The sequence below is a fragment of the Pseudomonas sp. UBA5666 genome, assembly GCF_002420785.1.
Classification (GTDB): domain Bacteria; phylum Pseudomonadota; class Gammaproteobacteria; order Pseudomonadales; family Pseudomonadaceae; genus Aquipseudomonas; species Aquipseudomonas fulva.
This window is the reverse complement of record NZ_DIIQ01000002.1, coordinates 559,446-584,294: the sequence shown is the minus strand read 5'-3', so window position 1 is coordinate 584,294 and position 24,849 is coordinate 559,446. Positions and strand designations below refer to the sequence as shown.

Sequence of the window (24,849 nt, the reverse complement as noted above, 5' to 3'; positions counted from 1 at the left end):
CCTTTCAGCACCACCCGAACTAGCTAACTCATTGAATCTCAAGGAGTTTCGCGTTCCGATGTCGCTGGAAGTGGGGCGCATTATAAGGGGATTCGAAGCCGCGTCAACCTTTAATTGCATATAAATCAAAAGCAAAGCGGGGGGCTGCCGCCCCCCGCTTATTCATAGCCGCCGTCACCCGCTAGATCACCCCGGCCACCCGCAACCGTTTCACCTCGGCATCCGGCATGCTTAGCAGTGCCTTCAACACGCTCTCTGTATGCTCACCCAGTAGAGGTGGCGCATGCCTGTACTCAACAGGCGTCTGCGACAAGCGAATCGGCGAAGCGACCTGGGGCACTGTGCCTGCCAGTGGGTGCGCCATGCTCACTGCCAGTTCTCGCGCCACTACCTGTGGATCCTCAAACACCTGCGCCAGGTCATTGACCGGCCCACACGGCACGCCTACTGCTTCCAGGTCACTCACCCACTGCGCCGTCGTCCTGAACACCGTCACCTGGCGAATCAACGGTACTAGCTCGCCCCTGTTGGCTACACGTGCCTTGTTGGTTGCGAACCGCGGGTCATCAGCCCACTGTACCTGCCCAGCCACCTCTGCAAACTTTCGGAACTGACCATCGTTGCCCACAGTGAGAATGAAGTCGCCATCGGCCGTGGGAAAGTTCTGGTAAGGCACGATATTCGGGTGCGCATTGCCCAGGCGACGCGGCGGCACGCCCGTTGTGAGGTAATTCATCGCCTGATTGGCCAGGCACGCCACCTGGACATCCAGCAGAGCCATGTCGATGTGCTGACCCTCACCACGCTGCTCCCGATGAGACAGCGCCGCCAGAATCGCAACCGTCGAATACAGCCCGGTAAGAATGTCCGTCAGCGCCACCCCAACCTTCACAGGCCCCGCACCCACCTCACCCTCCGGCAGCCCTGTCAGGCTCATGAGCCCGCCAAGCCCCTGAATCATGAAGTCATAGCCCGCACGCTGCGCATAGGGACCTGTCTGCCCGAACCCGGTGATCGAGCAGTAGATGAGCTTCGGATTGATAGCCTTCAGGCATGGATAATCCAGCCCATAAGCCGCCAAACCGCCTACCTTGAAGTTTTCAATGACGATATCGCTCTTGGCAGCCAGTTCGCGGATCAGTCGCTGACCATCAGACTGGGTGAAGTCGATCGTGATAGAGCGCTTGTTGCGGTTGGCTGCCAGATAATAAGCCGCTTCGCCAGTACTGCCACCCGCGCTGTCCTTGAGATAAGGCGGTCCCCACGCCCTCGTGTCATCGCCCTTGCCAGGACGCTCGACCTTGATGACATCGGCACCCAGGTCCGCAAGGATCTGACCAGCCCACGGCCCCGCCAGTACCCGCGACAGATCCAGCACGCGCAGATGCGAAAGCGCTCCCATGACAGCCTCCTTATTAATAGAAAGCCTGAATACCTGTCTGCGCACGCCCCAGAATCAGAGCATGCACGTCATGGGTGCCTTCATAAGTGTTCACCACCTCGAGGTTGACCAGATGACGCGCCACGCCGAATTCGTCCGAGATGCCATTACCGCCCAACATGTCACGCGCCATGCGGGCGATGTCCAGCGCCTTGCCACATGAGTTGCGCTTCATGATCGACGTGATCTCGACAGCGGCAGTGCCCTCATCTTTCATGCGCCCCAGACGCAGGCAGCCTTGCAGTGCCAAGGTGATCTCTGTCTGCATGTCAGCGAGCTTCTTCTGAATCAGCTGGTTGGCAGCCAGCGGCCTGCCAAACTGCTGCCGGTCCAGGGTGTACTGACGCGCTGTATGCCAGCAGGCCTCGGCAGCGCCCAGCGCTCCCCATGAAATGCCGTAGCGTGCGGAGTTCAGGCAAGTGAAAGGCCCCTTGAGCCCGCGCACCTCAGGGAACATGTTCTCCTCGGGCACAAACACATTGTCCATGACAATCTCACCCGTCACGGAGGCGCGCAGCCCGACCTTGCCATGAATCGCCGGTGCACTCAGGCCCTCCCAGCCCTTTTCCAAAACGAAACCACGGATGTCACCTGCGTCGTCCTTGCCCCACACCACGAACACATCAGCGATAGGACTGTTGGTGATCCACATCTTGCTGCCGGTCAACCGATAGCCGCCTTCGACTTTCCGGGCACGAGTGACCATCGACCCCGGGTCAGACCCATGATTGGGTTCAGTAAGGCCAAAGCAACCAATCCACTCGCCACTGGCAAGCTTGGGCAAGTACTTCTGTTTCTGTGCCTCGGAGCCAAATTCATTGATCGGCACCATCACCAACGACGACTGCACACTCATCATCGAGCGATACCCCGAGTCGATGCGCTCTACCTCGCGAGCAATGAGCCCGTAACACACGTAGTTCAGACCGCTCCCACCGTACTGCTCCGGGATCGTAGCGCCCAGCAGGCCCACTTCACCCATCTCGCGAAAGATCGCTACATCTGTCTTTTCGTGACGGAACGCTTCAAGCACGCGCGGAGCCAGCTTGTCCTGGGCGAACTGATAGGCACTGTCTCGAACCATGCGCTCTTCTTCACTGAGCTGTTGATCCAGCAAGAGGGGGTCGATCCAGCTGAAGCTTGCTTTGGCGGCCATGAATGCATTTCTCCCAGAACGGTGGATGACTTATGACGTGATCCTAGGCCGGGCAAGCGGCGACGACAAACGACGTTTCTGCACCTATGAGTGCTATTTTCTCACTCAGAGAGCATTGAAACCCCAAAATCAAATGTCCACGAGTGAGGGATAGGCATGCGTCGGAAGATACCCAGCACTACAGCCCTAGTTTGCTTCGAGGCTGCCGCCCGCCACGAAAGCTTCACCAAGGCTGCTCAGGAACTGTCGCTGACCCAGGGCGCTGTGTGCAGGCAGATCGGCAGCCTTGAGGGCTTTTTGAACGTTGAGTTGTTCCGCCGCTCACACCGGGGCGTGAAGCTGACCGAAGCAGGGCTGTCCTACAGCCGGCAAGTGGCCGCGCAACTCGATGCGGTAGAGCGCGATACGCTGTCGGTGATGCGTCAGCAGGGCGCCAGCGTGATCGAGCTGGCAGTGGTGCCCACGTTCGGCACTCAATGGTTGCTGCCGCGGTTGATGGATTTCCAGCAGCGTCAACCCGATGTCACGGTCAACCTGACCAATCGCACACGACCTTTTCTATTTGCCGATACCAGCTTCGATGCCGCCATCTACTTTGGTGACGGTGACTGGTCAGGTACCCGCTCGCACAGGCTGATGGGTGAAAATCCTGTCCCTGTCTGCAGCCCGGCGTTGCTTGGTGATAGGCACACCCTCCAGGCGCACGACATTGCACAACTCCCCCTGCTGCAACAAAGCACCCGGCCCTATGCATGGCGCCAGTGGTTCAGCAGCATCGGCATTTCTGTAGCAACCGACATGACCGGCCCCCGCCTTGAGCTCTTTTCAATGCTCGCACAAGCGGCCATGCATGGAATGGGGGTTGCGCTCATTCCCCCCTTTCTCATTCAACGCGAGCTCGGCGAGGGTAGGCTGGTGGTCGCTAACAGGCATGTTCTACGTAGCGACAGGGCCTACTATCTAATGATTCCGGAGCGCAGGGTCGAATCAACCACGCTGGATGCGTTTCGGGAATGGCTGGTGGCACAGGCGGCGGATTACACTGACACCAAGGAAAGCTGACCCCGTAGTCAATTATAATTTACACCTACAGATATAATGATCTGTCGCATTTAAATAACTATATTGCAGCGCTTCTGACAGTGATAGAGTGCTTCAGCGATCTGTTATCAAGCCTCTGTTTGCGACATTCGCCTGCTTAAACACGAAAAATGCAGATTTTCCGCTGAAAACTGGCCTAGCTTGACGAATAAAGGCGCTTGAGCGTTCGCAACAGATCAGCTGCGACATCTGGTCACATGGTGACTTGTAGTTATTGGTTAGTTTCGCTCCAGATTCTATTGAAGCTCGTCTGGTTCGTCTGCAAAATGCTGTGCCCGCCCAGAATCGGGTGGTTGGGCCCTAAGCCGCTCCGGCGCACCCTACGAAGTGCGCTGGCCTCACAAATATAAAAAAGGTCATCGCAGGAGAAATAGTCGTGCACATTGGTGTTCCGCTCGAGACGCAGACCGGCGAGACAAGGGTCGCCGCGACGCCTGAAACCATCAAGAAACTGATAGGTCAGGGTCATCAGGTTACGGTCCAGCAAGGTGCTGGGGTCAATGCCAGCATTCCGGACAGCGCCTATGAATCTGTCGGTGCCCGCCTAGGCTCGGCGGCTGAAGCCTATGGCACCCAGTTGGTGCTCAAGGTAGTCGCGCCAACCGATGGTGAATTGGCGCTGATGAGCAGCGGCAGCCTCCTGGTCGGCATGCTCAACCCGTTCAACAACGACGTTATCGCCAAGATGGCCGCGCGCGGCCTCACGGCCTTTGCGCTGGAGGCCGCGCCGCGAACGTCTCGGGCACAAAGCCTGGACGTACTTTCATCCCAAGCCAACATCGCCGGCTACAAGGCCGTATTACTGGCTGCCCATCACTATCCGCGCTTCATGCCGATGCTGATGACGGCCGCCGGTACGGTGAAGGCAGCACGCGTCTTGATCCTGGGTGCAGGTGTAGCGGGGTTGCAAGCGATTGCGACGGCCAAGCGTCTTGGCGCAGTCATCGAGGCATCGGACGTGCGCCCTGCGGTGAAGGAGCAGATCGAATCGCTCGGCGCGAAGCTCATCGATGTGCCTTACGAGACCGATGAGGAGCGCGACTGTGCCCAAGGCGTCGGCGGCTACGCCAGGCCCATGCCGGCAAGCTGGATGCAGCGTCAGGCTCAGGCCGTACACGAGCGTGCCCGGCAAGCAGACATCGTCATTACCACCGCACTGATCCCTGGCCGCAAAGCGCCTACGCTATTAAGCGCCGAAACGGTCGCCCACATGAAACCAGGTTCGGTAGTCATCGACCTGGCAGCGGCCCAGGGCGGCAACTGCCCACTGACCGTGGCTGACGAGGTCGTGCATGCCCATGGCGTCACCATCGTGGGCCCAACTAACCTACCCGCCCTGGTGGCAGCGGACGCTTCCGCCCTTTACGCACGCAACCTGCTGGACTTCACAAAACTGCTGTTCGACAAGGACGGCGCCCTGACCATCAACCTCGAAGACGACATCGTCGCGGCCTGCCTCATGTGCCGCGACGGTCAAATCGTCCGCAAGAACGGCTGAGGAGCACGACAAATGGAAGACATGCTGATTTCCCATGGCATTTATAACCTCATCATTTTCGTGCTGGCCATTTATGTGGGTTACCACGTGGTCTGGAATGTCACACCGGCGTTGCACACCCCGCTGATGGCAGTCACCAACGCGATATCGGCCATCGTTATCGTCGGTGCCATGCTCGCCGCTGCGCTAACGGTCACGCCTGCCGGAAAGGTGATGGGCACGCTCGCCGTTGCTCTGGCTGCAGTCAACGTATTTGGCGGGTTCCTGGTCACCCGCCGCATGCTTGAAATGTTCAAGAAAAAGGTCAAGAACGAGGGGCAGAAGTCAGCATGAGCATGAATCTGGTAACACTTCTGTACCTGGTCGCCTCGGTGTGTTTCATCCAGGCGCTCAAGGGCCTGTCGCACCCCACTACATCCCGGCGTGGCAACCTGTTCGGCATGATCGGTATGGGTATCGCGATCCTCACCACGGTCGGTCTCATTTATAAGCTCGGTGCTGAGCTGGCCACGGCCGGCATCGGCTATGTGATCGTCGGGCTGCTGGTGGGCGGCACCGCAGGCTCGGTGATGGCCAAACGCGTCGAGATGACCAAGATGCCTGAGCTGGTCGCCTTCATGCACAGCATGATCGGCCTTGCCGCGGTATTCATCGCCATTGCCGCAGTGCTCGAGCCCCAGTCGATGGGAATCGTCGCCGCCATCAGCGATCCAATCCCTACGGGTAACCGCCTGGAGCTGTTCCTGGGGGCTGCCATTGGTGCCATTACCTTCTCGGGCTCGGTGATCGCCTTCGGCAAGCTATCGGGCAAATACAAGTTTCGCCTGTTCCAAGGCGCGCCGGTGCAGTTTGCCGGTCAGCACAAACTCAACCTCATTCTCGGCCTGACCACCATCGCGCTGGGGTTGCTGTTCACCTTCACCGGCCACTACAGCGCCTTCACCCTCATGCTGGTGCTGGCGTTCATCATGGGCGTGCTGATCATCATCCCGATCGGCGGTGCCGACATGCCGGTGGTGGTGTCGATGCTCAACAGCTACTCGGGCTGGGCTGCAGCAGGGATCGGCTTCTCGCTGAACAACTCCATGTTGATCATCGCCGGCTCGCTGGTAGGTTCGTCCGGGGCGATTCTGTCCTACATCATGTGCAAGGCCATGAACCGCTCGTTCTTCAATGTCATCCTGGGCGGCTTTGGTGGCGATGCCGAAGCGGGTGCTGCCCAAGGCTCCACAGAACAGCGTCCGGTGAAGTCCGGCTCGGCCGACGATGCGACCTTCCTGCTCAGCAACGCCGACAGCGTGATCATCGTTCCCGGCTATGGCCTTGCCGTCGCACGTGCCCAGCATGCGCTCAAGGAGCTGACCGAGAAGCTCACGCACAACGGTGTCACCGTCAAATACGCCATTCACCCGGTGGCAGGGCGTATGCCTGGTCACATGAACGTGCTGTTGGCAGAAGCCGAGGTCCCCTACGACCAGGTCTTCGAGATGGAAGACATCAATGCCGAGTTCGGCCAGGCCGACGTAGTCCTGGTATTGGGCGCAAACGACGTGGTCAACCCGGCCGCCAAGAATGACCCCAAGTCACCGATCGCCGGCATGCCGATTCTCGAAGCCTTCAAAGCCAAGACCATCATCGTCAACAAGCGCTCCATGGCCAGCGGCTATGCAGGCCTGGACAACGAGCTGTTCTACCTCGACAAGACCATGATGGTATTCGGCGACGCCAAGAAGGTCATCGAAGACATGGTCAAGGCCGTGGAGTGAGGCAGGTTCTGTTCTGATCCTGTGAACAAGAAGAGCCCTGGTCGATAACGGCCAGGGCTTTTTCGTTAATTGATCCGGATCAACGGCCATGAAGCGGCGGGGGTAATACGACCATGGTCGCGGGACGGCACCGGTCTAAATCACTAGACTGCGCAGCAGTAGCTTAGTAGCCCGAGATAACAATCCATGTACCGTGATCGCATCCGCTTGTCCTCCCTGCATAGCAAGGTAATGAGTGCGGCCGACGCCGCTGGCCTGATCGAGGACGGCATGACCGTCGGCATGAGCGGCTTCACCCGCGCCGGTGAAGCCAAGGCCGTCCCTCACGCGCTGGCCGAACGCGCCAAGCAGTCGCCGCTGCAAATCAGCCTGATGACCGGCGCGAGCCTTGGCAACGACCTGGACAAACAGCTGACCGAAGCCGGTGTACTGGCCCGCCGCATGCCGTTCCAGGTGGACAGTACGCTGCGCAAGGCCATCAACGATGGCAAGGTCATGTTCATCGACCAGCACTTGTCGGAGACCGTCGAGCAACTGCGCAACCAGCAACTGAAGCTCCCCGACATTGCCGTGATCGAAGCGGTGGCCATCACCGAGCAAGGGCATATTGTACCGACCACGTCGGTCGGCAACTCGGCGAGCTTTGCGATCTTTGCCAAAAAAGTTATCGTCGAGATCAATTTGTCGCACAACCCGAATCTGGAAGGGCTGCACGACATCTATATACCTACGTACCGTCCTACCCGCACGCCCATCCCATTGGTAAAGGTGGATGACCGCATCGGCAGTACCGCCATTGCCATCGACCCTGCCAAGATCGTAGGCATCGTCATCAGTGACCAACCCGATTCGCCCTCCACGGTGCTGCCACCCGATGACGAAACCCAAGGCATTGCCGACCACCTGATCAGCTTCCTGAAGAAAGAGGTTGAAGCAGGGCGCATGACCAACCGGTTGGGGCCCCTGCAGGCGGGGATCGGCAGCATTGCCAACGCCGTGATGTGCGGGCTCATCGACTCGCCGTTCGAAGACCTGACCATGTACTCCGAGGTGCTGCAGGACTCCACGTTCGATCTGATCGATGCGGGCAAACTGCGCTTCGCCTCGGGCAGTTCCATCACCCTGTCCAGTCGCCGCAACACCGACGTGTTCGGCAACCTGGAAAAGTACAAGGACAAGCTGGTTCTGCGCCCGCAGGAAATCTCCAACCACCCCGAAGTGGTTCGGCGTCTCGGTATCATCGGTATCAACACTGCCCTGGAATTCGACCTCTACGGCAACGTCAACTCCACGCACGTCTGCGGCACCCGAATGATGAACGGCATTGGCGGTTCCGGCGACTTCGCCCGTAATGCACACCTGGCCGTATTCGTGACCAAATCGATTGCCAAAGGCGGCGCCATCTCAAGCGTGGTACCCATGGTCAGCCATGTGGACCATACCGAGCATGACGTGGACATCCTGGTCACCGAGCAAGGCCTGGCAGACTTGCGGGGCCTGGCCCCTCGGGAGCGCGCCAGGGCGATCATCGACAACTGCGTGCACCCCGACTATCGCGCGGCCTTGAACGATTACTTCGAGCGCGCTTGCCAGCGGGGCGGGCACACGCCGCACATCTTGCGTGAAGCACTGGCATGGCATGAAAACCTGGAAGAGACAGGTCGCATGCTTGCCCTGTAACGCGTCCTGAAGTAAGCACAAACCTCGAAGGGTCGCTTGGCGACCCTTTTTTTACGCCACTGAGAAAGCAGCAACAAGGCAGGAACAGAATAAACTGTACTACTGTACTGCTTTTCACCAGGTGTTCTCTCCGAAAGGCAGAGGAATCACCGAAATATGCACCATATTCGCGCACACCAGTACAGTTTAGCCACTTTCGAGTGCAACAGTAGCATTACACAGTTAACTGGCTCACCCTCTTTACCTGCAACTGTATCTACTGTTATGGACAAGAGGGGAGGATCATTGGCATCAGTTAAATCACTATCTAATGCCGCCATAAGCGGAAGGATGATCATCATGGAACGTACCCTCAGTTCCGGTCTGGTTTTTGAAAGCACCGCCAAACAATCCAACGCCTCGTTCCCCCTGCGCGTAGCCTCTACCTTGTTGCTTTGGCAGCGTCGTATGGCCAGCCGTCGTCAATTGGCCCGCTTGGATGCGCGTCTGCTGGCAGACGCCGGTATCAGCGAATCGCAGCGTTACGAAGAGTTGAGCAAGCCTTTCTGGCGCTAAGCGCCTGTGCCAGCCTGACTGGCAACGTGAATTTCGAAAACCCGTCGCAGAGCCCTGCGACGGGTTTTTTATTTGTGTTTCAAATAAAATCTCCGTCACCGGTACAGTTACCGTGAGCTCTTCTATAAGGCATAACAGTTCAACGCCGCTCTATCATTAACATCTTGATACAGCACCGCGTGATACGCTTCGCTTAACTGTCTGGTAGAACCGACTGTCATAGTCTAGGCAAGGGCCGTTGCCCACGTTCCCAGCTGGATCCCCTCACACCAGGAGCTTACGTTCATGACCCGTACTTACCTGATCGGCGCTGCGCTGATGCTTGGCCTGGCTGGTACAGCCAGTGCCAGCAGTTTTGTCGTCACCACCGACACCGTGGTACGAGGCGTCGCTGCCTCAACCAACGCCACGTCCGATGCGTCTTCATCCCTGCGCGACAACAAGATCGTGCAAGCAGCCCGCGACGACGCCGCCAGCTTCGTCGCCAGCCAGGGCAGCATCCGGGGCGCCAAGCTCGAAAGCGCGCTGGTTCACATCCGTGCCCAGGCACCTGCCTTGCACGCCAGCGACGAGCAACTGGCTCAAGCCATCCTGGCTCTTTGAGTCAGCAAGCCGTCTCCAGCCGATCGCTCATGCGTTTTCTGCTATTACCCCTGCTCTGGATCGCGGGCATAGCCACGGCCCACGCGCTGGACGCCACCACCCAAGGCCTGGTGATCTCGGGTTACGTCACGACCCAGGTCACCACTGCACCTTTTGATCGAAAGCTCATAAGCGCAGCGCGCGACGATGCAGCAGTGTTCGTCGCCACCGAGGGTCGTGTGCGCGGTGCACGCCTTGAGGCAGCCCTTGAAGCCATTCGCGTGCATAAACCCGCGCGCACTGCCAGCGACCTGGAACTGGCGCGAGCAATCCTCGTCGAATGACTATCCTTTTCCTCCCAGTATTTTCGGAGATGCTCCATGCGTAAACCGCTGATTGCCGCTACTCTCGGCATGTTCCTGTTGGCCGACCTGGCCCAGGCTCAGACCTTGGTGGCCACCAGCAACATCATCGTGCGCGCCTTTGGCCGCTCGATCGACTTCACATCGGATACCACGACATCCATTCGCGATTCGAAAGTGGTACGTGAAGCTCACGACGATGCAGCCAGCTTCGTGGCCAGCGACGGCGATATCCGTGGCGCGCAACTGGAAGCGGCGTTCACGACGTTGCGCGAGCGTGTACCGCAGGCACGCGATGCCAGTGACCAGGTATTGGCCGAAGCTATTCTCGCGCTGTGAAGTCACTGCGTGCCGGGTGGTTCGGCTGTCTTCTGACACTGCTCGGCACGCCCGCGCTTGCAGACTTGCACCTGGATCTGCAAACCGCCGACCTGACCCCGCAGCAGGTCAGCGCCAGCCAGGCGCTGCTCGACCAAGCGATGGCCAGCCTGCCACCCTCGTTCAAGCAGCGGCTTGATCGCACCGTCAGCGTCAGTTGGAGTGACCAGATGCCGCCTGACGCCTACGGCCAGGCATCATTGGTGTCCAGCCTGATGCTCAATCGGCGCCTGCTGCCCAGCCTTGCCGACGGCACCGCGACCACAGAGCTGACGCATCGGCCCCATGGCACTGTGCGCAACGAACTGTTGGCGACCGTGGTCCATGAGCTCACTCATATCTACGACCGCGCCCGGTTGTGGCCGGGGCAGCAGAACGCATTGTTCACTCGATGCAACCGCCTGCAAGGCACTGTCGGGAATGTAGGCCTGCCCGGCGAATGCCGCGGCCAGGCGGGGCGACGGTTCACCCTCAGCGATGACCCACGCCTGCTGGACCTCGCCGGCTGGCCCCAGTACGTAGGCCGGCGCGGCGAGCGCGAACAGCATAACGGCCAGTTCGTGCGTAGCCCCGACCGCTACGAGCTGAGCAGCCCGAAAGAATACGTCGCGGTCAATATGGAGTACTTCCTTCTCGACCCCAGCTATGGCTGTCGCCGCCCCGCGCTCAATCGATACCTGACTCAACATTTTGGCTGGAGCCCTCCCCAGGACGCCTGCGCCAAAGGCCTGCCGTTCATCAATGCCGGTAGCGACTTCGCGCGCCAGCCGCTGGGTGAGGTCGACCCCGAGCGGGTGTACGAAGTGGATTACCTGCTGGCCGAGGCCAATCAGAACCTGGTCAGCCGCTGGGGGCACAGCATGCTGCGCCTGGTCATCTGCAAGCCCGGCCGTCCGCGAGGCCCGGACTGCCGCCTGGACCTTGATCAAAGCCTGGTGCTTTCGTATCGCGCTTTCGTCAACGACGTCCAGTTGTCCAGCTGGGATGGACTGGTCGGCGTCTACCCCTCCCGGTTGTTCGTGCTGCCGCTGGGGCAGGTCATCGATGAATACACCAAGACCGAACTGCGCAGCCTGGCCTCGGTGCCACTCAAGCTCAATCGTGAGGAGATCGAGAACCTGGTCCGCCAGGCCGCCGAAATGCAGTGGAGCTACGACGGCAACTACTGGTTCCTGTCCAATAACTGCGCCGTGGAATCGCTGAAGCTGCTGCGTAGCGGTACCGCCAACCCAAAACTCAACGACCTCGACAGCATCATGCCCAATGGCCTGCTTGCCGTGCTCGACGGCCGTGGGCTGGCTGACACCAGCGTGCTGGACGATCCGCGAGAGGCACTGCGCCTGGGCTACCGCTTTGACTCGTACCGCGACCGCTACCAGGCCATGTTCGATGTGCTGAAGAAGCAACTGCCGGTAAAGCAAACCAAGGTAGAGGATTGGTTGGCCCTGGACGCCGAGCAACGCAAGCCCTGGTTCGACCAGGCTGACCTGCGCACCAGTGCCGCCTTGCTGCTTCTGGAACAGGCGGGCTTGCGACGGCAACTGCTGTTGGCACAGGACGAGGTCAAGCAGCGCTATCTCAATGCCGCAGCGCTCAAGGATGGTAGCGTCGACAAGGCCGATGCCACCCTCAAGCAGATGCTCGCCAACAGCGGTTTCCTGAGTCGCCCGGCGGAATTGCTCGACACCACAGGCTACGGGCTGCCGCAGCGAGAAGAGCGGGTTCACCTGGAAAAGGTCAGCAGCGAACGCCAGGCGCAGTTGCTGCGCTTGAGTACCAACCTGGACAAAGAGGTGAGGGCGCTGCTCGAACCTTCCCGGGCCAGGCAGATAGCGGCAGTTGAAGCCAACGTGAAGCACATCGGAGAGCATCTTCGCGCACTGCATAAGGCAGCGGGTGGGCTACAGCTGTAGCGGCTCAACAGCTCATCCACCCGCCTTACCTACCTTTTGTCACCCTTGTTGGAGCGAAAGCTGGCTGAAAGCTTGCCCGCTTAGGATAGCCCCATTGCCGGCACAGACCGGTCAGCCAGGGCGAGGTACGTGCCGCGCCCGGCGCAACCAACAACAACAATGGTGATACCGATGCCTTTCCGTGCCCGACTTTTCTTAGTCCCGTCCTACCTACTCCACGCGCAGCGTCCTGCACGCTGACCCGCCCGAACCGTCCTCTTTTTCGTCGCGCCTCGCCTGGAGTATTGCCATGCTGACCTTCCTCGGCTTCGCCATGGTCGTCACGTTCATGTACCTGATCATGACCAAGCGCCTGTCGGCCTTGATCGCCCTGATCCTGGTGCCCATTCTGTTCGCCCTCTTTGGCGGTTTCGCCAGCAAGATCGGCCCCATGATGCTCGAAGGCATCAGCAAGTTGGCGCCCACCGGCGTCATGCTGATGTTCGCTATTCTCTACTTTGCCTTGATGATCGACTCCGGCCTTTTCGACCCTGCGGTGCGAAAAATCCTCAAGCTGGTCAAGGGCGACCCGCTCAAGGTGTCGGTAGGCACCGCCGTGCTGGCCCTGGTGGTATCGCTGGACGGTGACGGCGCTACCACCTACATGATCTGCTGCGCGGCCATGCTGCCCATGTACAGCCGCCTGGGCATGAGCCCGCGCATCATGGCGGGGCTCATCATTCTTGCCGGCGGGGTCATGAACATGACGCCATGGGGTGGGCCCACCGCGCGGGCGGCCAGCGCCTTGCACGTGGACCCTTCCGATATCTTCGTACCCATGATTCCAGCGATGTTGTTCGGCGTGGTCGCGATCCTGGCCATCGCCTACCTGTACGGCAAACGCGAACGTGCCCGCCTGGGCGAGCTGCACCTGCCAACTGACGATATCGATCACAGCGACATCAGTGTTTCGCAATATCCAGAGGCACGCCGGCCAAAGCTGCTGTACTTCAATGGCGCACTGACCGCTGCATTGATGGCGGCCCTCATCGCCGGCCTGCTGCCGTTGCCAGTGCTGTTCATGATCGCCTTCAGCATCGCGATGATCGTCAACTACCCCTGCCTGCAACAACAGAAAGACCGTATCGCCGCCCACGCTGGCAGCGTGCTGGCGGTTACCGGCCTGATCTTCGCCGCGGGCATCTTCACCGGCATCCTGTCGGGCACGGGCATGGTCGATGCCATGTCCAAAAGCCTGCTGGCTGTCATTCCCGAAGCGTTGGGCCCGTACCTGGCGGTGATCACGGCGATCGTGAGCATGCCGTTCACCTTCTTCATGTCCAACGACGCCTTCTATTACGGTGTTCTCCCCGTACTGGCCGAAGCGGCAAGCCACTATGGCATCAGTCCGGTCGAGATGGCCCGTGCATCCATCGTCGGGCAGCCGGTGCACCTGCTCAGCCCGCTGGTCCCCTCGACTTACCTGCTGGTCGCCCTGGCCGGCATCGAATTCGGGGATCACCAACGCTTTACGCTCAAGTGGGCAGTACTGGTGTGCCTGTGCATAATGTTCGCCGCGCTGATCATGGGCATTTTCCCGCTGTTCAGTAGTCTCTGATAACAGACCTCTCTCCACCGCAATGCGCCTCGATGCAGGCGCATCGCCCATACCGCTCAAAGGAAAACACATGGAATGGCTGACCAGCCCGGAAATCTGGGTTGCCTTCTTCACCCTGACCGCGCTTGAAATCGTTCTGGGCATCGACAACATCATCATGATCTCGATCCTGGTCAGCCGCATGCCCAAGCACATGCAGCCGCGTACCCGGATCTTCGGCCTGGCCCTGGCCATGGTCACTCGCATCATGCTGCTGCTGTCCATCACTTGGGTAATGCGCCTGACAGACGATCTGTTCGTGGTGCTAGGGCAGGGTATATCCGGGCGTGACCTGATCTTGTTCTTCGGTGGCTTGTTCCTGCTCTGGAAAAGCTCGCAGGAGATCTACCACGGCCTGGAAGGCGAAGAAGAAAACGCCGACGAACCCAAGGGCTCTGGCGGCAAGTTCTTGTACACCATCATCCAGATCGCGATCATCGATATCGTCTTCTCCCTGGATTCGGTGATTACCGCTGTGGGGATGGTGTCGCACGTGCCGGTGATGATCGCCGCAATCATCGTCGCCGTGCTGGTCATGATGGCTTGTGCCGGTACCATCGCCGACTTCATCGACAAGCACCCTTCATTGAAGATGCTCGCGCTGTCGTTCCTGATCGTGGTAGGTACCGTGCTGATCGCCGAAGCATTCGATGTGCATGTTCCTAAAGGCTACGTTTATTTCGCCATGGCCTTCTCCCTGGCGGTCGAAGCCATCAACATCCGCATGCGTACGTCGTTGGCACGCAAGGCTGGCAAGGAGCACGAGGCCGTGAAGCTGCGCAAGGACGTGCCGGGTCAATAACCTCACACGTCACGAAGAAAAGGGCCCTGCGGGGCCCTTTGCGCATGCCGCCAGTACGTCCCAAGGATGTTTCAAAATGATGACAGCCATGCGAAGCTGGCGGCAGCGGCATAATAGAACTAAAGCTTGAACAGGCCTTTGCAAACAGCACTGCGCCCGCGTCTTTTCGACCGGCCACCTTGGCCGGTGCACTCAGGGGGCTCTCGTCATGCTGACCCTACTCAATCTGCTTTCGGCAGTCACCTTGCTGGTGTGGGGCACGCACATCGTGCGAACCGGCATTTTGCGGGTATTCGGTTCGGATCTGCGACGCATCATCGGCCAGAACATGGACAAACGCCCGCTGGCCTTCATCGCGGGCATTCTGGTCACTGCAATGGTGCAGAGCAGCAACGCAACCGCAATGCTGGTCACCTCATTCGTAGGTCAGGGCCTGATGGCCATGACCCCGGCGCTGGCCATCATGTTAGGGGCCGACGTGGGCACGGCGCTCATGGCCCGTGTACTGACCTTCGACTTGTCCTGGCTTTCGCCCCTGCTGATTTTCCTGGGGGTGATCTTTTTCCTTTCACGCAAGCAGACCCGTGCTGGCCAACTCGGCCGCGTCGGCATCGGCCTGGGCCTGATCATCCTGGCGCTGGAACTGATCGTCCAGGCAGCCGCCCCCATCACCCATGCCCAAGGCGTGAAGGTGCTTTTCGCCTCGCTGACCGGCGACATTCTGCTCGACGCCCTGGTCGGTGCATTGTTTGCCATGGTGTCGTATTCGAGCCTGGCCGCCGTCCTGCTCACCGCCACACTGGCAGGTGCCGAGGTGATCAGCCTGCCGGTGGCCATAGGCCTTGTGGTCGGCGCCAACATTGGTAGCGGCCTGCTGGCGTTCATCAGCACCAGCATGCAGAACGCCGCCGGCCGCCGCGTGGCGCTGGGCAGCCTGCTGTACAAGCTGATCGGCCTGCTGTTGATCATCCCCGTGCTCCACCCGCTGGTGGACTGGATGGACTCACTGAGTTTCAGTCCGCAAGAACTGGTCATTGGCTTCCACTTGCTCTACAACACGGCCCGCTGCCTGATCATGCTGCCTACGGTCAAGCCCATGGGAAGGCTGTGCAACAGCCTGTTGCCAGAGCGCGAGCGCGACAACGGGCAGATACGCCCGCGCCATCTCGACGCCTCGGCCTTGGAAACGCCCAGCCTGGCGCTGGCCAATGCTGCCCGGGAGACGCTGCGCCTGGGCGATATCGTCGACAACTTGCTTGAAGCCATGCTTGGCGCCCTGCGCGGCACTCAGGCTGCATTGCCTCAGCAGGTACGCGCACTGGGTGAGGATGCCGAGGCCCTGTACAGCGCCATCAAGTTATACCTGGCGCAGATGACCCGCGAGGACCTCAGCGAACACGACAACCGTCGCTGGGCCGAGATCATCGAGCTGGCCGTCAACCTCAAGCTGGCCTGCGACCTGATCGAACGCATGTTGCGCAAAGTCCAGCAGCAGAAGACAAGCCAACGCCGTGCCTTTTCTCAGATGGGGCTGGAGGAACTGACCGGATTGCAGGAGCAATTGCTGGCCAACTTGCGCCTTGGCCTCTCGGTATTCCTCAGCGCCGACCCGGAAAGCGCGCGTTTGCTGCTGCGCGAGAAACGTCGTTTTCGCGCCCAGGAACGGCGCCTGGCCCACGCCCATGTCAGCCGCCTGCAGCGCAAAGTGGTACAGAGCATCGAGACCAGCTCCATCCACCTGGAGCTTATCGCCGACATGAAGCGGTTGAACTCTTTGTTCTGCAGCAGTGCCTATGTGGTACTGGGCGGCTCGGACACGGGCGGGCTGATGCTCGACAGCGTGCCGGACGAAGCCCCTCTGCCGTGATGTCGCCGACCTGAGGACCCCCGCTCACCCATGCGTTGCCTGATGTTCGTCTGCCTGCTGATGTGTAGCCTCTGCTCCTTTGCCCTGGACCGCGCTCGCGTGGAGGGCTATCTGCTGCCCAACGGCCTGCAGGTCATTCTCAAGGACGGCTACGAACGCGACCATGTGTCCATTCGCCTGGTCGTGGGGGTGGGCCTGGACGACTTCGGCTGCGACCAGAAAGAGCTGCCGCACCTGCTGGAGCACCTGCTGTTCAGTGGAGTGGATGACACGGGCGAAGGGGGTCTGGAAGAGCGCCTGCAGGCGCTGGGTGGCGAATGGAATGCGTTCACGGGCAATGCCGACACCACGTTCGTGATCGAGGCGCCCGCACGCAATCAGCGCAAGGTACTCGATCTGTTGCTGTCGATCATTCGCGACACCCAGATCGACGCCAAGGCCCTGGCGACTGCCAAGCGCATCATCGAGCGTGAGGACGGTGGCCATTACGGGCATCTGCAGCGCTGGCTCGACCGGCAGGACATCGGCCACCCCGCCGGGCAGCAATTGGCCACGGAATTGGGCTTGAAATGCCCCGAGCGCTCCAACCTCGACGACATGACCCTCGAGCAGGTCCAAGGCCTGCGCGAGCGTTGGTACGCGGCCAACAACATGACACTGATCATGGTGGGTGGCCTTGACCGCCTGTTGCCCGCCTATCTGGAAAGAACCTTCGGCGAACTCCCGGCCACCGAGCCGGAAGACCGCCGTGATCTGGAATCGATCAGCCACGAGGCCAAGCAACGGCGCGACCTGATGCACGGCTGGCTGGGCGATACCGCCAAACTCCACTGGCTGTTCATCGAGCCCGTGTTGGACAACGACCATCAGGCCACCCTGGATCTGCTCTCCCGTTATCTGGATTGGGCAGTGTACGACCAGCTGCGCCTGCGCAACGGCCTGTCCTACGGGCCCTCGGTCCAGCGCGAGAGCTTCGGTGATACCGGCCTGCTCAGCCTCAACGCCGACCTTGAGCGCGATGATATAGGAAGGGCCATCGAGGTCATGCGGCGCTTGTTCGATCATTTGCGCAAGCAGGGCCTGGACCCGGACACCTTTGCCCGCATCAAGCAAGCGAGCATCGCCAAGGAAAGTTGGGCAACCCAAGGTAACAGTGCCCTTGCCGATTATTACTGGGGCGCATTGAACGACTACACCGACGGCCGCTTCACCAGCCCTGTGCGTCAGCTGCGACGAGTGACACTGGAGCAAGCCAACCAGGCGCTCGAGCAGTTGCTCGCCCACGAAGGCTACATTCGTATCGAAAAACCGCTGCTTTGGGTACGACGAGCTCTACGGTCTGTCGTTCCTGCTGGCAGGGTTGCTGCTCGCCGCGTGCCTTCTGCGCTGGCGTCGACAAACTCCTGACAAGCCAAGCGGTGCTACTCGGCACATGTGAAACGGCGGTATCCTTTCAATGCCCGCGTCGTGCATGCAAGGGCCGCCCCCTAGCCACTCCAAGCATTGCAGCCCCCATGCCCCCAATACCCAAGATCGCCCAGCGCATCATCGAACTGCTCAAACGCTATCCGGGCGTCATTGCCTTGGGGGGCTTTCTATCGGGTGTAGGCAGCTTCATCCTGGTCGACCGGCAGGCGGGGCTTGCCAGCTGGATCGCCGTCATGCTGCTGGTCAGCTGGGTCTGGCTGATGCTCGAAAGCACGCTCACTCGCCTGTTCACGCGTACGTTCAAGCGTGAAATACCCCAGCCGCTGTTGCGCTATGCCACGCAGATGATCCACCAGGAATCCCTGTTCTTCGTGCTGCCGTTTTTCTTCATCACCACCACCTGGAACAGCGGCCAGTCGATCTTTACAGGCTTGCTGGGCGCCGCCGGGCTGGTCTCGATCATCGACCCGCTGTACTACCGCTGGCTCGCGCCGCGGCGCTGGCTGTTCATGGCGCTGCACACCCTGACCCTGTTCGCCGCCTTGCTGACGGCTTTGCCGATCATCCTGCACCTCACCACCGCGCAAAGCTTCAAGCTGGCCCTGATCATCGCCATGGCCTTGTCCTTCCCAAGCCTGGTCAGCAGCTTCCCGGTCAGCAACTGGCGACGCGGTGTCGGCCTGGTGGTGATCACGCTGGCAGTCGGTGGCGGTGGTTGGTTGTTGCGCTCCTGGGTGCCGCCGGCCACCTTGTGGATGACCGAGGTCGCCGTGAGTACCGAGGTCATCAACCGTGAGCCGGGAGATTCACTGGATAAAATCGCTGCCAGCCGTATTCGCAGCAGCGGCCTGTACGCCTACACCGCCATCAACGCGCCGCGCGGCCTGAATGAGCGGATCTACCATGTGTGGCAGAAAGACGGGCAGGAGGTGGACCGTATTGCCCTGGACATTCACGGTGGGCGCAAGGAAGGCTATCGGGCCTGGACCCACAAGCAGAACTTCCCGCCCAACCCGGTGGGGCGTTGGCAGGTGAGGGTGCTGACCGAAGATGGCCAGGTGATAGGCGTACTGCGCTTCAAGGTAGTCGAGGATGGCGCCGCTTCATGAGCGACGCACCCTGTAGCACCTGAAACGCCGTTCAGCCAAAGAACCAGTAGCAAACGCAGATCGCTGCCACCACACCGGAAAACTCGGCCAACAGTGCACACCCCACGGCATGGCGCACCCGTTGAATGCCCACGGCACCGAAGTACACGGCGAGGACGTAGAACGTGGTTTCGGTACTACCCTGAATGGTCGCAGCGACCAAGGCAGGGAAGCTGTCCACACCCTGGGCCTGCATGGTCTCGATCAGCATCGCCCGTGCGGCACTGCCGGAAAACGGCTTGACCAGGGCAGTTGGCAGCCCTTCGACGAAGCGCGTATCCAGGCCCATCCAGTTCACCGCATGGCGAATACCGTCCAACGCCACCTCAAGCGCCCCTGATGCGCGCAGCACACCGACCGCCACCAGCATCGCCACCAGGTAGGGCAGCAGGCTCTTGGCAACGTCGAAGCCTTCCTTCGCCCCTTCGACGAACGCTTCGTAGACCTGGACCCGCTTAAGCGCGCCGATGATCAAAAAGACGATGATCACCCCGAACAGCGTGAGGTTGCCCAGGATTGAGGACAAGCTGGCCAGCGCGGCTGCCGACAACGTGCCGAGAAAGGCCATGAAGCCCCCCAGCAGCAACGCACCGGGCACCAGGTAAGCCAGCACCACAGGGTCCCATAGCCGCAAACGCTGCATCACCGCGACCGACAGCAGCCCTACCAGCGTCGACACACTGGTGGCCAGCAGGATAGGCAGGAACACCATGGTTGGGTCGGGCGCGCCTTGCTGAGCCCGGTACATGAAGACGGTCACAGGGAGCAGGGTCAAGGAAGACGCATTGAGCACCAGGAACAGGATCTGTGCATTGCTGGCCGTGGTGCTGCTGGGGTTGAGCGTCTGCAGGGCACGCATGGCCTTCAAGCCGATAGGGGTAGCAGCGTTGTCCAGGCCCAGACCGTTGGCCGCAAAGTTCATGGTGATCAGCCCCAGCGCGGGGTGCCCAGGCGGCACTTCTGGCATCAGCCGTGCGAACAAGGGGCCCAGCACCTTGGCCAGCCATTCGACGATACCCGCCTGCTCGGCAATCTTCAGAAAGCCCAGCCACAGCGTCAGGGTGCCGAACAGCAATACCATGACCTCGACGGAAAGTTTCGCCATGGCGAAGATGCTTTCGACCATGGCCGCGAAGATGCCAGCGTTGCCACCCACTAGCCATTGAGCCATGGCAGATATGGCCGCTACCAGGAAAAAGCCGAGCCACAAGCCGTTGAGCATCCACGTACCTCCCCCGAAATGCCCGAATCATAACGTATCGAACACCGCCCTGGCTGCGGCCCGCCGTGAGTGTAGATGCCGCAGACAACAAAAAGCCCCGACATGTCGGGGCTTTGTGTCCAACAGGCTTGGCCTCAGCGCTTGGCTGCTTCACCCACCATGGCAGCTTCAGGCTTCTCGGCGATCAGCGAGGCGTAGTACAGCTCGCCCTTGGCTGCGTCGTACATACCTTCCCAGCGGGAGATGACCAGCGCGGCCAGGGCATTACCGATCACGTTGAGTGCCGTGCGGGCCATGTCCATGATGCGGTCGACACCGGCAATGAACGCCAGACCTTCCAGCGGGATACCCACGCTACCCAGGGTGGCCAACAGTACCACGAACGAAACACCCGGTACTCCGGCAATACCTTTGGAGGTCACCATCAAGGTCAGTACCAGCAGCAGCTGCTGGCTCCACGACAGGTCGATGCCGTAGAGCTGGGCGATGAAGATGGCCGCGATGCTCTGGTACAGGGTAGAGCCGTCGAGGTTGAACGAGTAGCCGGTAGGCACCACGAACGAGCAGATCGATTTGGGCGCACCGTATTTCTCCATCTTCTCGATAACCCGTGGCAGGACGGTTTCCGAGCTTGAGGTGGAGTAGGCCAGGATCAGCTCATCTTTCATGATGCGCATGATCTTGATCACCGAGAAGCCGAACAGGCGCGCTACCAGCCCCAGCACCATGAAGGCGAAGAAGGCGATGGCGAAATACACCAGCAGGACCAGCTTGGCCAGTGGCAGCAATGAGCTGAAGCCAAAGTTGGCAACGGTCACCGCGATCAGCGCGAACACACCGATCGGCGCGTACTTCATGATCATGTGAGTGACTTTGAACATGGTTTCCGATACGGCCTGGAAGGTGCGTACCAGCGGATCGCGCAGCTCGGCTTGCAGGCTGGAGAGGCCAAGGCCGAACATGACCGAGAAGAAGATGATCGGCAGCATCTCACCGCGCATCAGCGCCGCGAAGATATTCGACGGAATCAGATTGAGCAGGGTCTCGATGAAGGCATGCTCATGCTGCACCTCGGCGGCGGTCGCCTGGTACTTGGAGATGTCCACGGTGCCGAGGGTGCTCATGTCGATGCCGGCGCCCGGATGGAACAGGTTGGCAAGCACCAGGCCCACGACAATGGCGATGGTCGTGACGACTTCGAAGTAAAGGATGGTCTTCAGGCCAATACTGCCAAGCTTCTTGGCGTCGCCAACCCCAGCGATGCCCACGATCAGCGACGAGATCACGATCGGGACCACGATCATCTTGATCAGGCGAATGAAGATATCACCAGCAGGTTGAAGGACGTTGCTGATCCACCAGGCCTTTTCCGCACTGAAGTGGTTCAGGAGCGCGCCGATTGCAACGCCCAAGACCAGACCGATGACGATCTGCCAGGCGAGGCTCAGTTTTGCCTTCTTCATGTCTTTACCCTTTGTTGTAGTGGTCATGTCAACTAACGGCTACCGGAAAACTGTGGAAACAACCCCGGGGCGAATGCGCCGATCAGCGACGTGTTGTAAGGACAGCGCAGACGAGCGCAGGGCTCGGTCGGCGAAAAAGGCCGCAACTATTGCGATGGGAAAGAGGGAAATCTAATGCCGGAAACGCATACCCCATACCGATCAAGCATGGGAAAGTGGAGGCATTTCGAGGGAAATAACTGACATGCGGTGCGCCGTTCGGAAACCCGAATAGGACATAAACGCCAAATGGCGGCTGGAATAGTCGCAAAAGCACGTAGGAAAAATCAGGTTGTTCGACAATCCGAATGCTTCAAACGCAGCTCGTATTGATAGCACGGCTGAGGAAAAAAAAGACATGCGGTTGAGACAAAATGTGTCCCGAGAGGGAATTCGTGCATCGTGCACTGATATTTGGATGGCTCCTCGGAAGCCAGGTCCACCCTGAAGATCGTTCAGGGCTCTACTGACCTGGAACTTCCGATTCTGCCTTACCTGACCCGGCCCAACAGGTGGAGGCACTCCCTGTACCCCTAGGCCACTCCGATCCTGTAGCGATCAGAACAGCCCGGCCCCTTGGTCATGTGCTGCTCCTCCTCGGAGCGGCGCATCATAGAAGGCTGCAAGCCTACGGCCGTTCAGCTTCTATTTCATGACAGTGCCAGACCTGAACCACACTGGTCTTGCGACTCAGTACCAGTTCGGGTCCTGCTTGAGTTGCTCCTGAAGCAGGGCTTTCATGCCATCATCAGGTTCGCCAAGCCACCGGTACTGCGCATGGCGGGTAGGCGACTTGTCGCTGGGCAGGCCTTCCGGTACCTCCACCAGCATCCCGTAGGCGTCATCCTTGTCCCAGCTGAATGCCACGATCAAACGCTTGTAAGTGCATTTTTCCGCGGCTTCGCAGAGCGGGCCCACGAGGTACTTATTACCGTCTTCCGTGACCGCCGACATCTGCTGAGGCGAACTCCCCGTGAGGTTCAATACCCAATCGGGCAGGCGTTCTTCGCCTTTGACAGCATCCTGCCAAGATTCCCGGTATTCGGCATCGCTACCCAGCAATTGATCGACGCGTTGCTGGCCATCATTGGCCGCCAACGCTGCTGCAGTGGCGCTCATCATCAGAACGCCAGCTACGGCATTGCGCAACAGCCTGCTCATCTGCGACCGCGTCCAAAGAAGAACGAAGCCACGAAAAGAACCAGGAAGACGATGAACAGGATCTTGGCGATACCCGTTGCAGCGCCAGCGATACCACCAAAGCCCAGAACTGCAGCGACGATGGCGATGATGAGGAAAGTGATAGCCCAGCTCAGCATGGTGATTCTCCTTTGTTTTTCAAAAGCAGGGTGATCAGAACACCCAACGGTCCTGTGGTACGACATGTTCAACGGTTGCAGGGGACTCGGCCTTACCCTTCGATGGCAGCGGCTCGGCTGCCTGAACGAGGTTACTGGCGCGGGTGTTCTGGATCTGCGACAGCAGGGCGGTTTGCGCCGCTACCTGATCGGCCAACCGGGCGGTTTGCACACTGTAGTAGAACAGCCCTGCTGCCAAGGTCAGCATGACCGCGATGCCAAGCGACATGATCTGACGCAGTGGCAGGGCGGTAACTTGCAAACGGTTGACAGATGGGCGGTTCATGCCGGCTTCTCCTGCTGTAATTTTTGTCCAGACTTGAACAAGGAATTGCAGCCTGCGTGCCAGCTTTCAAATTAGAAAAAATCCTTATTTTTCAATGATTTAAAAGATTGAACCATTAGGACCTACCACGTATCCTGCACGATGCACCCTGGGGGGCCGTGCGAAATGCACGATCACCCCTCAACCTTGGTTGCCACCTTGAGCATGTCGGCATCTACGCCACGTACTCCGATGATCTGCCTGGCGATGTCCATCGCGATATTTATCTGCTCGGGGCTAACGACTTCGCCGGAGAGTCGTACCAAGCCATCCTGGCTCACCACCTTCAGATTCAGCCCGTCGAGGTTGCGGCTGAAGCTGTAACTGCTTTGGACTTTATCCACGATCCAGGCATCGCTTGGCTGTGGTCCGCTCGGGGCATCCACGGGCTGGCCTTTGGCTTTGATCATGGCGGCGGTGTCCAGGCTGATCAGGTTGTTGACCAGGTACACCCCCTCGGTGGTACGTGCCACGACGCCCGCAAGCTCCTTGGCCTCGGGATTGTCTACCCGACCCCGGAGCGTGATGACACCGCTGTCACTTTGCACTTCTATAGATGCCTTATCGGTCAGGCGGCTCCACAACAGCCGTGACCGTATGACCGCCGTCAGCGTCACGTCTTCCGTGCGCCGGGCATAGGCTCGCAACGCCAGCGGTCGCTCAACCAGCTCAGGATTGACCTTTACCTGATTGTCGACCTTCTCGATACCTGAAGTGGCCAAGGCCACTTCCTCGACCAAACGGCGCTCAACCTCATTTTCGACTTCCCCAGCCAAACGCGCCGATGCGCCGTCGACCTCAACGGTGATCCGATAAGGGTTGAGGATCCGGTTCAGGGACACTGCCGTCTGCAGCGAACCTTCCAAGCGAGCATCGTGAACAGGATCTCCACTCGCCACAGCGACGAAGGGCAGCAAACTGACCGCTAGCGCAAGCGCGCGAAAGGGGAAGGGCATGTCGTACTCTCCTTTTGTAGGCAAAATCTGAAACTCTTCGCAACCAATGTGCCAACCACCCTCTCTAAGCAAATCGCCAGTCCCCGGGACTTTTGAGCATGCTGGTCGACTCGCTGGCGTGCAAAGGGCAGAATCCTTCAGAATTGACCATGCAACTTGCCCGATTTTTCCCA

General features: G+C 59.7%; 22 protein-coding genes and 1 pseudogene. 15 read left to right on the top strand and 8 right to left on the bottom strand.

Features of this window, described 5'->3' with window-relative positions:
* Positions 1 to 181 precede the first annotated feature (181 nt).
* Both B2Y33_RS03005 and B2Y33_RS03000 read right to left on the bottom strand, forming a co-directional pair.
* A complete protein-coding gene (locus tag B2Y33_RS03005) occupies positions 182 to 1,402 on the bottom strand; it encodes a CaiB/BaiF CoA transferase family protein (protein ID WP_206405042.1) in 1,221 nt (406 codons plus the stop codon).
* A gap of 13 nt (positions 1,403 to 1,415) precedes the next feature.
* Positions 1,416 to 2,597 carry an acyl-CoA dehydrogenase gene (locus B2Y33_RS03000; protein WP_027913210.1) on the bottom strand — a complete coding sequence of 394 codons (1,182 nt, stop codon included), beginning with the start codon at positions 2,595 to 2,597 and terminating at the stop codon, positions 1,416 to 1,418.
* 156 nt (positions 2,598 to 2,753) lie between these two features.
* Here B2Y33_RS03000 and B2Y33_RS02995 point away from each other — a divergent pair, with 156 nt between their 5' ends.
* The 15 genes and pseudogenes from B2Y33_RS02995 (at position 2,754) to B2Y33_RS02925 (ending at position 19,274) form a co-directional block, all read left to right on the top strand.
* Positions 2,754 to 3,659, top strand: a complete 906-nt coding sequence (locus tag B2Y33_RS02995; RefSeq protein ID WP_206405043.1) for a LysR family transcriptional regulator — start codon at positions 2,754 to 2,756, stop codon at positions 3,657 to 3,659.
* Between the two features lie 415 nt (positions 3,660 to 4,074).
* Positions 4,075 to 5,196 carry a Re/Si-specific NAD(P)(+) transhydrogenase subunit alpha gene (locus B2Y33_RS02990; protein WP_206405044.1) on the top strand — a complete coding sequence of 374 codons (1,122 nt, stop codon included), beginning with the start codon at positions 4,075 to 4,077 and terminating at the stop codon, positions 5,194 to 5,196.
* Between the two features lie 12 nt (positions 5,197 to 5,208).
* Complete coding sequence (locus tag B2Y33_RS02985) at positions 5,209 to 5,529, top strand: NAD(P) transhydrogenase subunit alpha (protein WP_023532697.1); 321 nt, start codon at positions 5,209 to 5,211, stop codon at positions 5,527 to 5,529.
* The gene (locus B2Y33_RS02980; protein WP_027913213.1) at positions 5,526 to 6,962 is read left to right on the top strand and encodes an NAD(P)(+) transhydrogenase (Re/Si-specific) subunit beta; all 1,437 of its coding nucleotides are present in this window, start codon (positions 5,526 to 5,528) and stop codon (positions 6,960 to 6,962) included. Before B2Y33_RS02985 ends, B2Y33_RS02980 begins: the two co-directional genes overlap by 4 nt.
* A 186-nt stretch (positions 6,963 to 7,148) precedes the next feature.
* Complete coding sequence (locus tag B2Y33_RS02975) at positions 7,149 to 8,642, top strand: acetyl-CoA hydrolase/transferase family protein (protein ID WP_028687772.1); 1,494 nt, start codon at positions 7,149 to 7,151, stop codon at positions 8,640 to 8,642.
* Positions 8,643 to 8,981: 339 nt separating this feature from the next.
* Complete coding sequence (locus tag B2Y33_RS02970) at positions 8,982 to 9,197, top strand: DUF1127 domain-containing protein (RefSeq protein ID WP_027913215.1); 216 nt, start codon at positions 8,982 to 8,984, stop codon at positions 9,195 to 9,197.
* 285 nt (positions 9,198 to 9,482) lie between these two features.
* Positions 9,483 to 9,800, top strand: coding sequence for a DUF2388 domain-containing protein (locus tag B2Y33_RS02965; RefSeq protein WP_027913216.1), 318 nt, complete (start codon positions 9,483 to 9,485; stop codon positions 9,798 to 9,800).
* A gap of 29 nt (positions 9,801 to 9,829) precedes the next feature.
* Complete coding sequence (locus tag B2Y33_RS02960) at positions 9,830 to 10,123, top strand: DUF2388 domain-containing protein (protein ID WP_028687771.1); 294 nt, start codon at positions 9,830 to 9,832, stop codon at positions 10,121 to 10,123.
* Between the two features lie 36 nt (positions 10,124 to 10,159).
* Positions 10,160 to 10,480, top strand: a complete 321-nt coding sequence (locus tag B2Y33_RS02955) for a DUF2388 domain-containing protein (RefSeq protein WP_023532340.1) — start codon at positions 10,160 to 10,162, stop codon at positions 10,478 to 10,480.
* Positions 10,481 to 10,485: 5 nt separating this feature from the next.
* On the top strand, positions 10,486 to 12,432 hold the full coding sequence (locus B2Y33_RS02950) for a DUF4105 domain-containing protein (RefSeq protein ID WP_241194863.1): 1,947 nt from the start codon (positions 10,486 to 10,488) through the stop codon (positions 12,430 to 12,432).
* A 289-nt stretch (positions 12,433 to 12,721) separates the two neighbouring features.
* Positions 12,722 to 14,029 (top strand): CitMHS family transporter, encoded by a 1,308-nt coding sequence (locus tag B2Y33_RS02945; protein WP_023532698.1) that lies wholly within the window; start codon positions 12,722 to 12,724, stop codon positions 14,027 to 14,029.
* A 70-nt stretch (positions 14,030 to 14,099) separates the two neighbouring features.
* Positions 14,100 to 14,870 (top strand): TerC family protein, encoded by a 771-nt coding sequence (locus B2Y33_RS02940; protein ID WP_027913220.1) that lies wholly within the window; start codon positions 14,100 to 14,102, stop codon positions 14,868 to 14,870.
* Positions 14,871 to 15,078: 208 nt separating this feature from the next.
* A complete protein-coding gene (locus B2Y33_RS02935) occupies positions 15,079 to 16,737 on the top strand; it encodes a Na/Pi cotransporter family protein (protein ID WP_027913221.1) in 1,659 nt (552 codons plus the stop codon).
* A gap of 30 nt (positions 16,738 to 16,767) precedes the next feature.
* A pseudogene (locus B2Y33_RS02930) lies at positions 16,768 to 18,175 on the top strand (M16 family metallopeptidase).
* 76 nt (positions 18,176 to 18,251) lie between these two features.
* Entirely contained in the window at positions 18,252 to 19,274 is a 1,023-nt protein-coding gene (locus B2Y33_RS02925) for a DUF5924 family protein (protein ID WP_027913223.1), read from the top strand.
* A gap of 31 nt (positions 19,275 to 19,305) precedes the next feature.
* Here B2Y33_RS02925 and B2Y33_RS02920 read toward each other — a convergent pair whose 3' ends face one another.
* The 6 genes from B2Y33_RS02920 to B2Y33_RS02895 all read right to left on the bottom strand — a co-directional run bounded on the left by B2Y33_RS02920 (position 19,306) and on the right by B2Y33_RS02895 (position 24,676).
* Positions 19,306 to 20,535: a nucleoside recognition domain-containing protein gene (locus B2Y33_RS02920; RefSeq protein ID WP_023532681.1), complete on the bottom strand. Its 1,230-nt coding sequence runs from the start codon at positions 20,533 to 20,535 to the stop codon at positions 19,306 to 19,308.
* Between the two features lie 134 nt (positions 20,536 to 20,669).
* Positions 20,670 to 21,998, bottom strand: coding sequence for a glutamate/aspartate:proton symporter GltP (gltP, locus tag B2Y33_RS02915; RefSeq protein WP_023532821.1), 1,329 nt, complete (start codon positions 21,996 to 21,998; stop codon positions 20,670 to 20,672).
* A 729-nt stretch (positions 21,999 to 22,727) separates the two neighbouring features.
* Positions 22,728 to 23,198, bottom strand: a complete 471-nt coding sequence (locus B2Y33_RS02910) for an inhibitor of vertebrate lysozyme family protein (RefSeq protein ID WP_104925684.1) — start codon at positions 23,196 to 23,198, stop codon at positions 22,728 to 22,730.
* Entirely contained in the window at positions 23,195 to 23,356 is a 162-nt protein-coding gene (locus B2Y33_RS02905; RefSeq protein ID WP_023532363.1) for a DUF1328 domain-containing protein, read from the bottom strand. Before B2Y33_RS02905 ends, B2Y33_RS02910 begins: the two co-directional genes overlap by 4 nt.
* A 34-nt stretch (positions 23,357 to 23,390) precedes the next feature.
* The gene (locus tag B2Y33_RS02900) at positions 23,391 to 23,681 is read right to left on the bottom strand and encodes a hypothetical protein (protein WP_027913225.1); all 291 of its coding nucleotides are present in this window, start codon (positions 23,679 to 23,681) and stop codon (positions 23,391 to 23,393) included.
* A gap of 173 nt (positions 23,682 to 23,854) precedes the next feature.
* Positions 23,855 to 24,676 carry a BON domain-containing protein gene (locus tag B2Y33_RS02895; protein ID WP_206405046.1) on the bottom strand — a complete coding sequence of 274 codons (822 nt, stop codon included), beginning with the start codon at positions 24,674 to 24,676 and terminating at the stop codon, positions 23,855 to 23,857.
* Positions 24,677 to 24,849: the final 173 nt, after the last annotated feature.

Excerpts from the sequence above, each read along its gene's own strand:
- B2Y33_RS03005 (WP_206405042.1), bottom strand. The coding sequence starts at position 1,402 with ATGGGAGCGCTTTCGCATCTGCGCGTGCTGGATCTGTCGCGGGTACTG.
- B2Y33_RS03000 (WP_027913210.1), bottom strand. The coding sequence starts at position 2,597 with ATGGCCGCCAAAGCAAGCTTCAGCTGGATCGACCCCCTCTTGCTGGAT.
- B2Y33_RS02995 (WP_206405043.1), top strand. The coding sequence starts at position 2,754 with ATGCGTCGGAAGATACCCAGCACTACAGCCCTAGTTTGCTTCGAGGCT.
- B2Y33_RS02985 (WP_023532697.1), top strand. The coding sequence starts at position 5,209 with ATGGAAGACATGCTGATTTCCCATGGCATTTATAACCTCATCATTTTC.
- B2Y33_RS02980 (WP_027913213.1), top strand. The coding sequence starts at position 5,526 with ATGAGCATGAATCTGGTAACACTTCTGTACCTGGTCGCCTCGGTGTGT.
- B2Y33_RS02975 (WP_028687772.1), top strand. The coding sequence starts at position 7,149 with ATGTACCGTGATCGCATCCGCTTGTCCTCCCTGCATAGCAAGGTAATG.
- B2Y33_RS02970 (WP_027913215.1), top strand. The coding sequence starts at position 8,982 with ATGGAACGTACCCTCAGTTCCGGTCTGGTTTTTGAAAGCACCGCCAAA.
- B2Y33_RS02965 (WP_027913216.1), top strand. The coding sequence starts at position 9,483 with ATGACCCGTACTTACCTGATCGGCGCTGCGCTGATGCTTGGCCTGGCT.
- B2Y33_RS02960 (WP_028687771.1), top strand. The coding sequence starts at position 9,830 with ATGCGTTTTCTGCTATTACCCCTGCTCTGGATCGCGGGCATAGCCACG.
- B2Y33_RS02955 (WP_023532340.1), top strand. The coding sequence starts at position 10,160 with ATGCGTAAACCGCTGATTGCCGCTACTCTCGGCATGTTCCTGTTGGCC.
- B2Y33_RS02945 (WP_023532698.1), top strand. The coding sequence starts at position 12,722 with ATGCTGACCTTCCTCGGCTTCGCCATGGTCGTCACGTTCATGTACCTG.
- B2Y33_RS02940 (WP_027913220.1), top strand. The coding sequence starts at position 14,100 with ATGGAATGGCTGACCAGCCCGGAAATCTGGGTTGCCTTCTTCACCCTG.
- B2Y33_RS02935 (WP_027913221.1), top strand. The coding sequence starts at position 15,079 with ATGCTGACCCTACTCAATCTGCTTTCGGCAGTCACCTTGCTGGTGTGG.
- B2Y33_RS02925 (WP_027913223.1), top strand. The coding sequence starts at position 18,252 with ATGCCCCCAATACCCAAGATCGCCCAGCGCATCATCGAACTGCTCAAA.
- B2Y33_RS02920 (WP_023532681.1), bottom strand. The coding sequence starts at position 20,535 with ATGCTCAACGGCTTGTGGCTCGGCTTTTTCCTGGTAGCGGCCATATCT.
- gltP (WP_023532821.1), bottom strand. The coding sequence starts at position 21,998 with ATGAAGAAGGCAAAACTGAGCCTCGCCTGGCAGATCGTCATCGGTCTG.
- B2Y33_RS02910 (WP_104925684.1), bottom strand. The coding sequence starts at position 23,198 with ATGAGCAGGCTGTTGCGCAATGCCGTAGCTGGCGTTCTGATGATGAGC.
- B2Y33_RS02905 (WP_023532363.1), bottom strand. The coding sequence starts at position 23,356 with ATGCTGAGCTGGGCTATCACTTTCCTCATCATCGCCATCGTCGCTGCA.
- B2Y33_RS02900 (WP_027913225.1), bottom strand. The coding sequence starts at position 23,681 with ATGAACCGCCCATCTGTCAACCGTTTGCAAGTTACCGCCCTGCCACTG.
- B2Y33_RS02895 (WP_206405046.1), bottom strand. The coding sequence starts at position 24,676 with ATGCCCTTCCCCTTTCGCGCGCTTGCGCTAGCGGTCAGTTTGCTGCCC.